The organism is Curtobacterium pusillum (assembly GCF_007680845.1).
Taxonomy (GTDB): Bacteria; Actinomycetota; Actinomycetes; order Actinomycetales; family Microbacteriaceae; genus Curtobacterium; species Curtobacterium pusillum_B.
This window is the reverse complement of sequence record NZ_VEIY01000007.1, coordinates 26,824-40,794: the sequence shown is the minus strand read 5'-3', so window position 1 is coordinate 40,794 and position 13,971 is coordinate 26,824. Positions and strand designations below refer to the sequence as shown.

Annotated in this window: 13 protein-coding genes and 1 pseudogene; 6 read left to right on the top strand and 8 right to left on the bottom strand. The window is 67.4% G+C overall.

Translation table 11 applies throughout. The annotated features are described in order from the left end of the window. Nucleotides 1-4: 4 nt before the first annotated feature. From FS825_RS14570 to FS825_RS14560, 3 genes are all read right to left on the bottom strand, one after another. Complete coding sequence (locus FS825_RS14570; RefSeq protein WP_144714274.1) at nucleotides 5-3,457, bottom strand: TM0106 family RecB-like putative nuclease; 3,453 nt, start codon at nucleotides 3,455-3,457, stop codon at nucleotides 5-7. An 82-nt stretch (nucleotides 3,458-3,539) separates the two neighbouring features. After that, entirely contained in the window at nucleotides 3,540-5,159 is a 1,620-nt protein-coding gene (locus tag FS825_RS14565; RefSeq protein WP_186377263.1) for a P-loop NTPase fold protein, read from the bottom strand. Between the two features lie 129 nt (nucleotides 5,160-5,288). After that, nucleotides 5,289-5,513 (bottom strand): DUF1653 domain-containing protein, encoded by a 225-nt coding sequence (locus tag FS825_RS14560; RefSeq protein ID WP_260981208.1) that lies wholly within the window; start codon nucleotides 5,511-5,513, stop codon nucleotides 5,289-5,291. A gap of 35 nt (nucleotides 5,514-5,548) precedes the next feature. Between FS825_RS14560 and FS825_RS14555 the strand changes: the two genes are divergently transcribed. The 4 genes from FS825_RS14555 to FS825_RS18720 all read left to right on the top strand — a co-directional run bounded on the left by FS825_RS14555 (nucleotide 5,549) and on the right by FS825_RS18720 (nucleotide 7,500). Continuing rightward, entirely contained in the window at nucleotides 5,549-6,196 is a 648-nt protein-coding gene (locus FS825_RS14555; protein ID WP_144714269.1) for a TMEM175 family protein, read from the top strand. 63 nt (nucleotides 6,197-6,259) lie between these two features. Next, entirely contained in the window at nucleotides 6,260-6,715 is a 456-nt protein-coding gene (locus tag FS825_RS14550) for a TlpA family protein disulfide reductase (RefSeq protein ID WP_144714268.1), read from the top strand. Beyond that, nucleotides 6,712-7,191, top strand: coding sequence for a DUF4395 domain-containing protein (locus tag FS825_RS14545; protein ID WP_144714266.1), 480 nt, complete (start codon nucleotides 6,712-6,714; stop codon nucleotides 7,189-7,191). The genes FS825_RS14550 and FS825_RS14545 overlap by 4 nt, the downstream gene beginning before the upstream one ends. 156 nt (nucleotides 7,192-7,347) lie before the next feature. Further along, the gene (locus FS825_RS18720) at nucleotides 7,348-7,500 is read left to right on the top strand and encodes a hypothetical protein (protein WP_186377262.1); all 153 of its coding nucleotides are present in this window, start codon (nucleotides 7,348-7,350) and stop codon (nucleotides 7,498-7,500) included. A 43-nt stretch (nucleotides 7,501-7,543) separates the two neighbouring features. Here FS825_RS18720 and FS825_RS14540 read toward each other — a convergent pair whose 3' ends face one another. Further along, nucleotides 7,544-8,488 carry an ADP-ribosylglycohydrolase family protein gene (locus FS825_RS14540; RefSeq protein ID WP_144714264.1) on the bottom strand — a complete coding sequence of 315 codons (945 nt, stop codon included), beginning with the start codon at nucleotides 8,486-8,488 and terminating at the stop codon, nucleotides 7,544-7,546. Between the two features lie 157 nt (nucleotides 8,489-8,645). Between FS825_RS14540 and FS825_RS14535 the strand changes: the two genes are divergently transcribed. Both FS825_RS14535 and FS825_RS14525 read left to right on the top strand, forming a co-directional pair. Continuing rightward, on the top strand, nucleotides 8,646-9,284 hold the full coding sequence (locus FS825_RS14535) for an NUDIX hydrolase (protein ID WP_260981207.1): 639 nt from the start codon (nucleotides 8,646-8,648) through the stop codon (nucleotides 9,282-9,284). Nucleotides 9,285-9,906: 622 nt separating this feature from the next. After that, the gene (locus FS825_RS14525) at nucleotides 9,907-10,299 is read left to right on the top strand and encodes a (deoxy)nucleoside triphosphate pyrophosphohydrolase (protein ID WP_144714260.1); all 393 of its coding nucleotides are present in this window, start codon (nucleotides 9,907-9,909) and stop codon (nucleotides 10,297-10,299) included. On the opposite strand, the gene FS825_RS14520 is transcribed toward FS825_RS14525, so the two are convergent. The 4 genes and pseudogenes from FS825_RS14520 to FS825_RS14510 form a co-directional block, all read right to left on the bottom strand. Continuing rightward, nucleotides 10,296-11,114: a hypothetical protein gene (locus tag FS825_RS14520; RefSeq protein ID WP_222126943.1), complete on the bottom strand. Its 819-nt coding sequence runs from the start codon at nucleotides 11,112-11,114 to the stop codon at nucleotides 10,296-10,298. The genes FS825_RS14525 and FS825_RS14520 overlap by 4 nt on opposite strands. A 231-nt stretch (nucleotides 11,115-11,345) precedes the next feature. Beyond that, the gene (locus FS825_RS19010; protein WP_395886359.1) at nucleotides 11,346-11,975 is read right to left on the bottom strand and encodes a DNA/RNA helicase domain-containing protein; all 630 of its coding nucleotides are present in this window, start codon (nucleotides 11,973-11,975) and stop codon (nucleotides 11,346-11,348) included. 83 nt (nucleotides 11,976-12,058) lie between these two features. After that, nucleotides 12,059-13,027: pseudogene (locus FS825_RS19005) on the bottom strand (GIY-YIG nuclease family protein); the annotation flags it as partial. Then, entirely contained in the window at nucleotides 12,936-13,175 is a 240-nt protein-coding gene (locus tag FS825_RS14510) for an AAA family ATPase (RefSeq protein ID WP_260981205.1), read from the bottom strand. The pseudogene FS825_RS19005 and the gene FS825_RS14510, both read right to left, overlap by 92 nt. Between the last annotated feature and the right edge of the window lie 796 nt (nucleotides 13,176-13,971).

Below are 13,971 nucleotides of genomic sequence, written 5' to 3'. Positions count from 1 at the left end.
ACCGTCAGACCCGCGGCTCGACGAGCTCGATGAACCGCGACAGCAACGACAGCCCCGCGATCGACGGCGGCAACCCGGTCGTGAGCGCCGGCGAGTACACGAGGTACGCCGCCCACTTCGCCCGCGAGAGCGCCACGTTCAACCGGTTCGGCATGAGCAGGAAGTCGAGCCCCCGCGGGATGTCGGCCGCGCTCGACGCCGCCAACGACACGATCGACACGACCGCCTCGCGCCCTTGGAACAGGTCGACCGTGCCGACCTGTGTTCCCCGGAACCCGGCCCGGTTCAGCGCTTCGCGGATCACCGCACCCTGCGCGTTGTACGGCGCGACGACGATGACGTCCTCGTCGGTGAGCACGCGGGAGTCCTCGCCGTCGATCCAGCGCCGACCGACCGTGTCACCGACGAGCTGCACCACCCGCGCCGCTTCCTCCACCGACGACGTCGTGTTCCCGACGTGCACGATCGGCTCGGCGTGCACGCCCGGGTCGACGCCGTCGAGGTGCCGGCCGGACACCATCGACGCGAGCTGTCCGTCGTAGGACAACGCCGACACCGACGCCGTCAGCGCGGGCTCCATCCGCCGGGTCCGGGCGAGGAAGTACCCGAACCCAGCCGGCAGCACGTGCTCCCCGTCGGCCAGCCACCCGAGCGCGGACTCGTCGACCGGTTCCGGGTGCGACCCCTGCGACACCTGCGGGAGTTGCTGCGGGTCGCCGAGGAGCAGCAGTCGGGTGGCGGCGACGGACGAGGCGATGGTCGGTGCGAGGGAGAACTGCCCGGCCTCGTCGACGACGAGCAGGTCGAGGGACCGCCGCGGGACCGCCCGCTCGTTGGCGTACATCCAGGCCGTTCCACCGACGACGGCTCCGGCTCCGTCATCGAGCAGCGAAGCGATGTCGCCGTCCTGCTTCGTGACGCTCCACGCGGCGCCCTCGTAGTCGGAGGGGTCTGCGTCGCGCCCGATCTTCTTGACGATCCGGTCGGGCCGCACTCCCCCGGCGGCAACCGCGTCGAGGAAGTTCTCCACCGTCTTGTGCGACTGCCCGACGACCCCGACCCGCCAACCGTGTTCGCGGACGAGCCGCGCGACGACGTTCGACCCGACGTACGTCTTGCCCGTGCCGGGAGGCCCCTGGATCGCCAAGTAGGACCGGTCGAGTCCCAGCAGGGTCGCCACCACCGCGGACACCGTGTCGTCGCCCTGGACGGGCACGATCGGTCCGCGCGGCGGCACCCGTCGCAGCAGGTCGAGCGCCGGGTCGGGCAGCATCGACGGCAGCTCGTCGAGCACCGCCTGCCCCCACTCGGCGATCGCCTCCGGCTGGGGCTTCGCCCGCGGTGGCGCGGCCGGCGCGAGGGCGACCGGGAAGTCGTGGTGCGGCTCCCCGCCCGTCGGCAACCGCTCGACGAGCAGGACTTCGGTGGCATCGCCGTTCACCCCGACGTCCACGATGACGGCGCGCTCCGACGCGCCCTTCGACCCGGGGCCCGGAGCGGTGACCGATGGCGGGAGTGGGTCGTCGTAGACGAGGTGGGGCGCGCCTCCAGGCCGGAGCCGCGAGCCGGGCGCGAGCGTCCCCGACAACCGGAGTTCTCGGGACTGCGTCCGCGCCTTGCCCACGATCCCCCAGTCCCGCTCGACCGACGCACGCTCCACGACGAGCACATCGCGCGTGTCCGCCCAGTCGTCCACCGGGTTGCGGAGGCGGTCGAAGTGGTCCTGCCAGAAGGTCTTCGCCTCGCGCCGGTGGTAGTCGATCGCGGCTGCGGCGAGCGCCAGCGCCGTCTGGTCGGGCGTGCGGTCGAGGGCATCGACGTCCGCCGTCGCTGCGGCGAGCGCGACGGACACCGGGTTCGGCTCCCGTTCGACCGGGATGGGCGGCAGGTCGAGCGTGTCCGGTTCCGGGGTGGCGGGAGCGTCGATCCGCAGCGACAGCAGCCAGTCGCGGAGCCGCAGCGTCGACCGGCAGTCGTACGCGTTGTAGTCGGCGACCTCGTCGAGCATGTGCTGCCCGACCGCAGGGTCGCCGGTGCGGAGCTCCGCGATGGCGTCGACGTAGGCGGTGATGCTGTCGGCGGCGTTCGTCACGTCGCTCTCACGGAGGTCCGACCCCATGTACAGCGGCTCGAGCTTCTTGATCGAGTAGCTGTGGCTGCCGACCACGAGCGCCTTCCGCACGATCGGGTACAGGTCGACGAGGACGCCCGCGCGGAGCAGGTCGTCGACGGCTTCCTCCCCCACACCGTGCCGGGCCGCGAGTGACAGCAGGTGCGTCCGCTCGTAGGCCGCGTAGTGGTAGATGTGCATGCTCGGGTACCGCTGGCGCCGCTCGGCGATGAACGCGAGGAACTGCTCCAGCGCGATCCGCTCGTCGCGGATCGTGTGCGCCCAGAACGCCGTGAACTCGGCCTGGTCGTCGACCAGGCCGAACAGGTAGTCGAGGCCCCAGTGCACGCCGTCCTCGGTGTGCAGGGGGTCGCCTTCGAAGTCGAAGAAGACGTCGCCCGGGTCCGGTGCCGGGATGGCGTCGAGGGCGCGGGGATCGAGGACCTCGAAGCGAGGCGCGCTCGCGTCCGCTCGTTCGGTTTCGGTCTGGAGGCGCGCCTGACGGATCAACCTGTCCTGCGTCGATCGCGACGTGCCTTGTACTGCCGTGGTCCGGTCCGCCAGGTCGTCGATCGTCCGCACCCCGGCGCGGATGAGCTTCGACCGCTGGTCGAGGCGCATGCCCGCGACGAGCACGAGGTCCCGGTGCTCCTCCACCTGTGTCGAGCAGATCGCGCAGCGGCCGCAGCTCGCGTACCTCGGGTCGCCCCACTGCAGTGGCTCGTCCGCCGTCATGCGCTCGGCGATCACGCGCTGCAGTTCGGCGCGCTGCGTCCGGTAGACCGGGGCGATGTCGGCGAGCTCGTGCGTGGTGGTCGTCCGGTCGCCGAGGACGAGGTGGACCTGCGCGCCGGTGGCGATGCCGTGCGCCTGCATCTGCTCGGCGTAGGCGGCGAGTTGCAGGAGCGCGCTGATCTTGGCGTGCCGGGCGAGCTTGGTGTCGTAGACCTCGTACTCGCCGCGGTCGTTGCGGATGATGAAGTCCGCGAAGCCGATGAAACCGCTCGAGTCCGCGGTCGGAGCTGCGTGGAACGTCGGTTGGTAGAGGACGTCGGCGCCGTTCCGCATCGCGGTTCTCGCCTGTGCCGCGGCTTCGGCGTACTGCGCGGGTTCTGGTCGCTCGAACTCGACCACGTCCCGCGTCTGCTTGAGGATCGCGAGGTAGTCGAGCTCGTGCTGGTCCCCCAGGCGGGCCGTGCGCTCGAGCATGTCGTCGTGGGTCTCGGGCAGGGGTTCGCTGCGGCCGAGCTTGACGTCCATGCGGCGGAGGAACGCCCACTCGCAGGCGGCCCAGGTGGACAGGTCGCTCGGGCTGAGGAGGACGTGGCCGTCGGTGCCGATCTGCATGTGCTCCCCTGGGTCGTGTGGTGCTCTGGCGAGCCTAGGGGCGGCCGGTGACAGCGAACGTGGGTCGACCTAGGTCAATCGACTAGAGGTCTCTCCCGACGAGTCGGTACGCCTCATCGATGAGGTACATCACCTCGTCGAGCTGGCCGTCTCCGGGCTCGAGGGCGACTTCGATCTGCCCTTGTCCTTGGTGCCCGATGTTCCGGACGTCACGCACCGCGATGGACGACCGAAGGAACCGACCATCAAGGTACGGGAGGTAGACGAGTACTTTGCCCTGTCGCGGCACGAGAGACAGGAACACCGTCCCACTCGGTCGGGATGTGTCCATCCTCCGGATTGAGAGGTAGTTTCTTACTTCTTTGGAAACCACGTCGTCCCCGAGGTCCTCGGCGTGGGACAGGAGAGCCTGGAACTCGCTCTTCGCGTCCACGCGCATGTCTGCGAGCGTGGCTTGGAGAGGCGTCTGTTTTTCAGATTCCGTCTCGTTGACTGCACTGGTCAGTCCGATCAGCCTATTGAGCTCGTCGAGCTTGAGGTCTTCGGTGAGCACCGTTGACAAGTAGTCGAACCTCGATGGGTGATCGTTCAATTCATCAGACTCACCCGAGTCGTCCTTGGCGCTCCAGACTCGATACTGCTCAACGTCCTTCAGGGTGAGCAACGCTGCTTCAGCTGGTGTCTCCGCTTCTGACAGGCGCTCTTCGATCTCCCATCCCAGGCGGATGTAGTCCGTGGGAAGCGCCAGCTGCAGGCCCAAGACGCGGAGCAGGAGACCTGTGTCCGAGATCGAGTGCCACTCCATGTGCCGGATGAGCAGGTAGAGATTGATCAGGCGTTTCACCTGGCGCGGGTTCGACCGCAACGCGACGGACACGATCGTTTCCAGGATGCGCTCGTCACCGGCGTTGAACCACGTCCCTCGGAGGCCGCGGTCCTCGTTCCAGCCATCGATGATGTCGTTCAGGACTGCCCCGGTGACTCGGCGCTGCGGGATCGTGAACGGTATCTGCACGATCTTCTCGATGAAGCGCTCCGCACCGGCTCGATCCTCGCTGTAGCGCTCCTGGATCGCCTTCGTCAGGTACTCGCGGTCGAGCGCGAGCACGAACACGAAGCCCTCGATGTCGGTGAGGACATGGATCGCCTCGAGGACGTTCATGACGCGATCTGGTGCGCACCGGTCGAGGTCGTCAACCATGACTACGATCCGCTCGGACTCTTCCTCGCTGCTTCCGAGGCCAGAGAGCGTGCTGAACGGCGACCAGAACTCCCTCGAGCTGTCGGCCTGTTTCGGCTCCGAGCCGCCCGATTCGAAGCGAGCTCCGACACCCATGAAGGAGACCTCGAGCGCCCCGACGAACTTGCTGAGCTTGGCCCCCATCTTCGCTAGGCGCGAGCCGTTCGCCGGTCGAGCCGCAACGATCGCATCCTCGACTGCGGCGAGGAGCGGGAATATCAGATCGTCGGCCTTCTGATAGCGCCAAGCGTCGAAGCGAACGACGATCGGCGACCCGGCAGCGTGTCCTCGCTCCGGAGGGGTGCTGAGCATCTTCGCGACAGCGCTCAGCAGCGATGACTTCCCGCTGCCCCACGGGCCGTAAATCCCGACGGTGTATCTGGCGGGGCTACCACCAAGGACTGCCGCGGTGATGCCTTCGACGTACTTCTCAAAGTCGAGCTTCGGAGTCTCGGTCGGCACATCGACAACGACTGGGATGGTTTTCGGACGGACAGCGGCATGAAACGACAAAGATCCCCCTCTGGTTCACTCCCCAGCGTTTCGTTCCGGAGGGGAATGGCTCCAGCCCCCGTTCGGGGCGCCGCTTGTTCAGCCAGCACCGCCGGTCCGCACGAACCTCGGCCCGTCGTACCCGTCCCGGACCACGTGCGCCGTGAAGTCCTCGAGCGATCGGACCCAGTGCCCCCGCTCCCCGTACAGCGCCTGGTACACGACCACCGGCTCCTCGGTCTCGACGTCCCGCGCCACGAGCACCACCTCGTAGTCGTTCCCCTCGAAGTGGCGGTACCGGCCGGGCGTCACGTCGAAGCTCACGCTCCCGATGCTAGGCCCGCTCCTACACTCGAGGGATGACCGACCAGGCACGTCCCGAGCACGCACGGACCGACCGCGGCCTCGATCGTCTGGTGAACTTCTCGGACGCCACCGTCGCCATCGCGATCACGCTCCTCATCCTCCCGCTGGTCGACATCGCCGGAGAGCTGTCGGGCAACAAGAGCGCCGGTGACCTCCTCCGAGAGCACTGGCCATCGATCGTCGAGTTCCTCGTCACGTTCTGGGTCATCGCCCGCTTCTGGACGTTGCACCACCAGGTGTTCGAACACGTCCGCTCCTACAACCTCCGCGTCATGCGCCTCAACTTCGTGTGGCTCGTCAGCATCGTGTTCCTGCCCTTCGCCGCGAACCTGCTCAACACCAGCGCGAGCGGCGACCGGGTGTCCCACGCGCTGTACCTCGGGAGCATGGTCGTCACGAGCCTCGCCCTGACCGGCATGGAACGGGAACTCCGACGCGCCCCGGAGCTGCTGTCCTCGCCGCTCGGGGACTGGCGGCGGGGCCCGATCGCCGCCGGCCTGCTCGCGCTCGCACTCGTGCTGTCGCTGATCTTCCCGTCGATCGGCCTGTACTGGGTGCTGCTCCTCGTCCTACAGGGCGTGATCGATCGACTCCTCCCGCCGACCCCGGCGACCGAGCCCGAGGCGAACCCCCGCCGCTGACCTCGGCCCGTCACACGCGGTCACGTCCGTGACCATCGCCCGACGAGGACGTACCGTCACGACATGACCGTCACCGCGGCCGTCGCCGTCCTCGTGGGAGTCCTCGCACTCGCCACGGTCCTCGGCATGCTCCTCCGCGCGAGGACCGGACGCGCGAGGACCGGACGCACCAGCACCCGAGGCGTCGCCGCCGACACCGCCGACCTCGCCCCCGCCGAGGCCTTCGGCACCGCCGCCACCCTCGTCCAGTTCTCCACCCCTACCTGCGCCCGCTGCCCCGCCACCCGACGGCAGCTCGACGCCGTCGCCAGCGCGACCCCCGGTGTCACCCGCCTCGAGATCGACCTCGCGGAACGCCCCGAGCTCGCCCGCCGCTTCGCAGTGATGCAGACCCCCACGGTCCTGCTCCTCGACCGCGACCGCACCGTCCGCACCCGCTTCGGAGGGCCACCCCGCCCAGCCGACCTCACCGCAGCACTCGACACCGTCCTGACCACCGGCCACCAGGAGTCCCGATGACCACCCCGAACACCAGCACCACCGGCATCGACCCCCGCTCCCCGAGGTTCGGCGCTGCCATCACCACCGTCCTCCTCGCCGCGACGATCGTCCTCACGCTGATCCCCGCGACGTGGACCGCCGGCATCGTCCTCCTCGCCGTGATCGTCGTCCTGTTCGCCATCGGAGGCATTGCCGGCATCCGCCGCCACCCCTATGGCGCGATCTTCCGACGCTTCGTGCGCCCTCGGCTCGCCCCGCCCGCCGAACTCGAGGCCCCCGAACCCCCGACCTTCGCCCAGCAGGTCGGCCTCGTCATCACGGCCCTCGCCCTCGTGCTCGCGCTGGTCGGCGTCCCCGCCGCGGCTCCGGTCGGTGCGGCGATCGCGCTGGTCGCCGCGTTCCTCAACGCCGTCTTCGACGTCTGCATCGGGTGCCTTCTGTACGTGTGGCTGGTGCGCGCGGGTGTCTTCCGTCCGCGCCGCGGCGTCGCCTGACGGCTCGTCGGACTGGAGGCGCGGCTCGCCTCCGCAACGCCCGTCACCGCTCGCAACTGCGCTGTTCGCACGGAAGCTGGCGGCCCTGGCCCGGGAGGTCCGCCTCGAGAGCAAGCGGAGCGGGAGCCGTGCACCCGAGACAGCTGAGGACGAGTGATGCTGATCGAAGCGATGGCTGATGTTCACAACCCGCTCATCCCGACGGCATGGGACATCATCGGGACCGTGCTGAGCATCCTCGTCACGGTCCCGATCGTCGCGGCGGTGTGGCTGATCATCCGCCCGAACAAGCGCAACGGTCGCGACTGAGCGGCGGAGGATCCCCCCACGACATCCTCCGCCGCCGCTCGTCTCACCGCGCGGCGAGCGCCTGCTCGCTCAGGGCGACCAGGTCGTCCGCGCGGAGGTTCGGCCACCCGTGCAGGAGCTCCCGCCACTCTGACGGGAGGGCCGACGCCCCGTACAGCGCACCCGCGAGTCCGCCCGCTATCGCCGCGACCGTGTCGGTGTCGTTCCCGGAGCGCACGGCCCGGACGAGCGCGTCCCCGAGCGACGTGCTGTGCTTCACCGCTGAGTACGCTGCCTGCATCGCGGACACCACCCAGCCGTTCGTCGCGGTGAAGTCCACCGGCTCGGAGTGCTCCGCGGTAACGAGGCGGTCGACCCACAGCCGGCGTCGGTCGAGGTCGAGCAGGTCGAGACCGCGCAGGGCGTCGAGCTCGCCGTTCAGAACCGCGTGCCGGATCGCCACGCACCAGAGCACACACGCGTCGCCCGCGTCGGACTCGTAGTGCGTCAGGTCACTGATTGCTCGGGCAGCCTCAGCAAGGCGGAGCTCCTCGTCGGGAGCACCGGTCAGGTACCCCAACACGAGCGGTGCCGTGCGCATCAGCGAGCCGTTGCCGGCCGACCGGCCCTTGGACTCGTGCTCCCGCCGGGCCGCAGCGCGCGCGTGGGAGGCGAGCCGCGCCTCCAGGCCAGAGAGGACGCTGCGCGTCTGGATGCCGACGTCGGGCGCGTTGACCGACCACGCTGCCCAGGCTGCGACGAGGCCGTCGAGCGCTTCCTCGGAAGCCGGGTCACCGCCGCGCGTGACCGTGCGGAGGATCGGGACGGCCATGCTCGTGTCGTCCGTCCACTCCCCCGGCGCCCAGCCGAACGAGCCGCCGCCGGCCATGCGGATAGGGGTGGGTTCGGGAACGGCTGGGCGGAACTCGTAGCCGGCGCCGAGGGCGTCGCCAGCGGCGGATCCGAGGACGGCGCCGATGGCGCGGTCGGTCTGGTCGGTGGTGGGCATGGCCGCCTCCTCTGGTTTACGCAAGATCGCGTAAACCAGAGTCTGCACGCCTGACGCTGTTTGCGCAAGCGTGCGTAAACTCCTCGGCATGAGTTCCTCCTCGTACCGCGACGCGGACGGCAAGCGGCTGACCGACTACCCGCGACCGTCCGTCGCCGTGGACACCGCAGTGCTGACTGTGCCGGTCGGCGGCGAGCTCTCCGTGCTGCAGGTGCGCGACGCGACCGATGGGGACTGGCGGCTGCCGGGGACGTTCGTGCACGAGGGCGAGCAACTCGCCGACGCGGTGCTGCGGTCGCTGCGGGACAAGGCCGGGGTGACGGGGCTGGCGCCGGAGCAGTTGCACGTGTTCGATGATCCCTCGCGGGATGACCGGGGATGGGTGTTGTCAGTGGCGCACCTCGATGTGGTGCCGGCGTCACTGTTGTCGCTGGACGAGACGCGGGCGCGGGTCGTGCCGGTTGGCGAGGCTCTCGGGATGGTGCACGGGCACGACGACATCGTCGAATTCGCTGTGGCGTCGTTGCGAGCCGCCTACGCCGGGGCGCCGGATCCTCGCGGGCTCGTCGCCGAGCCGTTCACGATGACGGAGTTGCGGCGGGTGCACGAGGCGGTCGGCGGGCGGCAGCTGTTGCCGGACTCGTTCCGGCGGGCGATGGTGCCGATGTTGGTGAACACCGGGGAGCGGGCGGCGGCGGGGCCGGGGAAGCCGGGGGCGCGGTACCGGCGGCGGGACGCCTCTTCGGCGACCGCTGGTCAGCGGACGGGTGGCTCCCGCACAGCGCGCCTCGGTTGACCCTTCGTCCACAAGATCCGCCTTCGGTGGAACGCTGGGCACGACCGCTGGGCGATCATCGCCTCGATGGAACAGTGGGAAGCGGACGAAGCACGCCGTCGGCACATGGCCCGCTTCGGCCGCCGGGACACCGCGCCCGAGCTCGCGGTGCGTCGGGAGCTGCACCGGCGCGAACGACGGTTCTTCGTCGACCGCCAGGTGAGTCGGCGCTGTCGAGTACGGCTGGACCTGGTGTGCCCGCGTGCGAGGGTCGCAGGGTTCATCGACGAGCTCCACCGACGTGGCCGGCGGTTCTTCGTGGACAAACGGGTCAGCGATGGCTGCCGTGTCCGGCCGGATCTCGTCTTCCCTCGCGCACGAATTGCGGTGTTCGTCGACTGATGCTTCTGGCACTACTGCGAGGAGCACGCCAACCTTCCAAAGGCGAACGCCGAGCTCTGGCGCCAGAAGCTGCTCGCCACCCGACGGAGGGATGCCGCGAACTCCGCTGCGCTCCGTTCGGAGGGCTCGCGTGTGGTCAGGGTCTGGGAGCAAGACGACCCACGGGAGGCCGCGGACTCAATCGAATTCGAGCTCGCCCGGTGAGGTCGATCGTCGGCCGCTGACCGGGTAGAACTGGCTTGTGGACACCATAGAAGTGGTCGCGGCCGTGGCGGTTCGCGGGGACGGCACGATCCTTGCGTGCAGACGCGCGGCCGGGCGAGCATCCGCCGGCCTCTGGGAGTTCCCTGGCGGAAAGGTCGAGCACGGCGAATCAGCGAGCGATGCCCTCGAGCGGGAGATTCGCGAGGAGCTCGGAGTCGAGGGTGTGGTCGGCGATCTGATCACGCGCGACATGACGCTGGTCGGAGACGTGATGATCGACCTCGCGTGCTACCGGATGTCGTTCACAACTGCAGAGCCAAGCGGAAGCACGGACCACGACGCGTTGCGTTGGGTGACCCCCGCTGAGCTCTCGACACTCGACTGGGCACCTCCCGATCTTTCCGCAGTGAGGCTGTTGCGCGGCGATTAGCCGAGACCGTAACGCCGGGCGGCGGCATTTTGCCACCTTCGGTGGTACGCGAAGTACCGCTCCGTGGAAGAACTCCACGCGCCACAGGTACGACCAACGATGGCCTCGACAGCGAGTTCGAGGTCGACGGTCATCGGTGTTCTGCGGGGCCCCTTCTCGATCGTCCCGTCGCACGCCACGGTCACGTAGCCGAGCTCGAACATCGAATCGCAGCCCAAGGAACACGCGGCCATCACGATGTCCTCACGGCTCCGCTCCGCGTCCGTCGTGTCCGCTCGGCGTTTGATGTGTGCGGTCACGAGCAAGGAGACTGGGAGGTCCCGCGCACACAGCGCGCAGGTGGCAAGGAGCTCGCTACCGAACAGGCGCCGCCTCAGACGAGTCTGCTCACCGCGGACGTTGACGACGACCTGCCTATCTCCCCGGTAGTCGAAGCCCGTCGCTGCCTCGGAATCAACTGGCCAAGACGGCATCTGCGCTGCGTCGACGCGCAGTCCCACCTCGTCCAACAACCAATCAGCGAGACCTCCACTCACCTCGGACAGGTAGACCTGCTTGACCGCGCCTTTCTTCGAGAACGGCCAGCTCGTGTCGTCCCGATCAGTCCGGAGCTCCATGGGGATGTCCGCGAGTGCTATCGGGATCTCGAGCGCCTGGAGCTCGACGCGAAGGAGACGTCCGTCGGTCGACCAGGTCCGCGTCGCAACGTCGAACGGCGGGAGCCCGTCGAAGGCCGACGCCAGGACACGACTCCACCCCCGAAGCGCGTTGCGCGAGTAGTGCATCACGACGTCGTCCGGTCTCGCTTCGAGCATACGGTCCCAGTGCGCGCGAGGCGTGCCGACGTCCTGTCCAGAGCGGGGCCGGGACCGTTTCGGTGCCCACAGGACTCCTGCACGCCGTTCTTCCTCGAAGGTCTGTCCCTGGTTGACCCAAAAGACCCGCACGGTTTCCCCGATCGCCCGTTTTGCTAACGCACGTGAGGCTAACGGGGCCACGGAGAAAGAGCCAGCCAGGGCTCAACCCGACATCAACAGCAGGGGTCCTCAGTCGTCCGATCGGAACGGGAGGGTTCGAGCGAGGTGATCCCGAAGAAGTGGGTCGACGACGTACACGTACGTTCCCCGGATACCGCGGGTCAGCAGAACCGAGTAGACGTTCGTGACGTACCGCAAGATGTCGTCATCCGTGAGGACGACGCCGAGCTTCGGCAGGTTTTGTTTTCCCTTCTTGTCGTGGTAGTCCGCCCTGCTGAACACGATCTCCCCCGAGTTCTGGTCAAGCTTGATGTCCGGGCCGATGATGACCCCCGCGTAGTTCAGGTCGTAACCCTGCACCGTGTGGATCGAACCGACTTGGTCAACCGCGCCTGTCGAGGTGATCCAGTCCTTGTCCGTCCGATTCCACTGGAGCTCGACGCCATCGAGTGCGATGTCGACGGCGTCTCGGTCCTTCTTGCTCTTCCACTCCCACGCGAATCCCGCAACGAGGCGCGAGAGGCCGAAACGGCGGTCCATCTTTCTGATGGCGGCATGCATCTCGCCGATGTCAGCGAACAGGCGGAGATCGTAGTCACCCAAGTCCGGGGGCGAAGGCCTCTCACCACGGAGCACCGACCGCACGAACCCGACGTAGTCCGATCCAGCGGCAACTCGCATCTGTGTCGTGAGGGGAATCGGTCCGTTTCGCGGGCTTCACGGACAAGGGAACGCTGGGATCGCGCCGATAGGTCCGCGGGTCGAACGCTCTGTTCAGGGTCGAGGAGCAGCACTCGATGGGCGCTCTGCGCAACGACCCAGTCGAGCTGCGTGTGACGTGGATCGTCGTCACCGAGCAGCTTTCGGTTGATCTCTGAGAAGTCACGGTTCTGAACGCCGGAGGACTGGTTGGAACGTCGGCCGAGGCGATGAGCCTCATCCACGACGAGCAGGTCCCATCGCGCGTCGGACTTCCCGACGTCGAAGGGTGAGAGCACCATCTCCGGCGCAAGACCGGGAGTGCTCTGGAAGACCCGTTGAAGCGAGCGCCGCAGCGCCTGTTGCGGCACGACCAACCCGATGCGGAAGCCCTCCCCGAGGATCGACTGGTACTCGCTCGACAGGAACGTCGCGAACAGGGACTCGCGCTCACCGTCGAAGTCCGTTCCATCGATGATGTCTCTGAGGAGCTTGATGAGGTAGACCCCGAGGACCGTCTTTCCCATACCCGGCTCGCCGCGGACGACCACGGTCTCACTCACTCTGTTCTCCACGTCGTGGAAGAGGTCCTCCACCACGCGCAGGGCGACTCGAGCTTGATCCCCATTGAGCGCCTTGAACGGAGAAAGTTTAAAGATCTCACTGTTCTCGAGGTCATCGAGCGATTGCTCGAAGAGGCCGTCCTTCCGGAGCTGCGCAAAGATCTCTTTAAAGCGTTCTTGGTACGAATCCCGAGCGTAGTACTGGGCGCCCACAATTCCGGCGTTGCTGTTGAGCAACTGGTACTTCTGATCCGCGTTCAACCAAGCAATAAGTTGAGATTCGAGATCGAGGCAGACGGACTTGTTGAAGGTCTTGTCAATGATGAGGCGCACGCGCCGGAACAGGTCCCCGCGGGCACGGAGGTGCTGCCTCATGCGCCCGCTGGCGTTCAGCGTTTCACCGACGTACGCCCGACCGGCCTCCTCGTCGTCGATCACGTAGACCGAGCAGGAGGTTGAGCATCCGCAGGATAGATGATTTGCCGACATCGTTCGCGCCGACGATTACCGCGTGGCGACGGATCTCCAGGTTCAGATCCTGGATGCGACTGTGGTTGGTAATGGCTACTTTCCTCAGCCGCAAGTGCGCGTCGTTGTCGTGCTCGGTGGGCGAGCGCCCAGGGTGATGGATGTTCACATCTAATCATTGAGTGGCAGGGTCGAGCAGTAGGGCGATTGGCGTGCCCCCAAACCGCCGAGTGGCACTGAGTCCGTCACCGCTGTCGCGCGATCTGTCGCAGTCATCGAAAGCGACATGATCTTCTGGCACAGAGACCGCCACCCGTCACCGGAACGCGCCCACGGACAGACATAGGCCAAGCAGTCATTTAGGAAATCCCGGGCGTATCCGTTCTGTATGTCACATACAAAATCAATATCGTGGCATGTCGACAGACGGCGAACACATCCCGCGGGAAGTCACATGAACCCACCTGAGAAGTTGGTCGATCTAGGCAATCGAGAGGCCCGGATGCTCTGTCTGACCCAATCCGTCAGATACCGCGTCGCGAAGGCAACATGGAGAGCGAGCACCTTCACCGGTCCAGGCACGCGACGATTTTCACGCTTCTGACCGAGGAACCAGGCCGCGACGCCGCGGAGACTGTCCATTCGATCGAAACAGCTGCGTGATGCTCCCCCCGTCGACTTGCACCCAAGTGCCGTGGTCGACAGCGACTGAACTGCTCGCGTTCGTGCCGATAAGAGGTGTTCGGCTTATTCGCGGATGCCAGTGGTGGAGCGGATTCCCGATCCCTGCAACGTCGGGCGTTCCACGGCTTTCGGGGATCTGTTCCACGCAGCCGAGTCCGACCCGGCGCCCTCGACGTCACTACGACAGTGCGCACGCGAAACCCACGCTCCGCGACTCCGTTTGAAGGGTTCGTGGTGGGGCAACGCACGAGCGCGCAGCCACGAGTCTCGTCGTCGGTCAC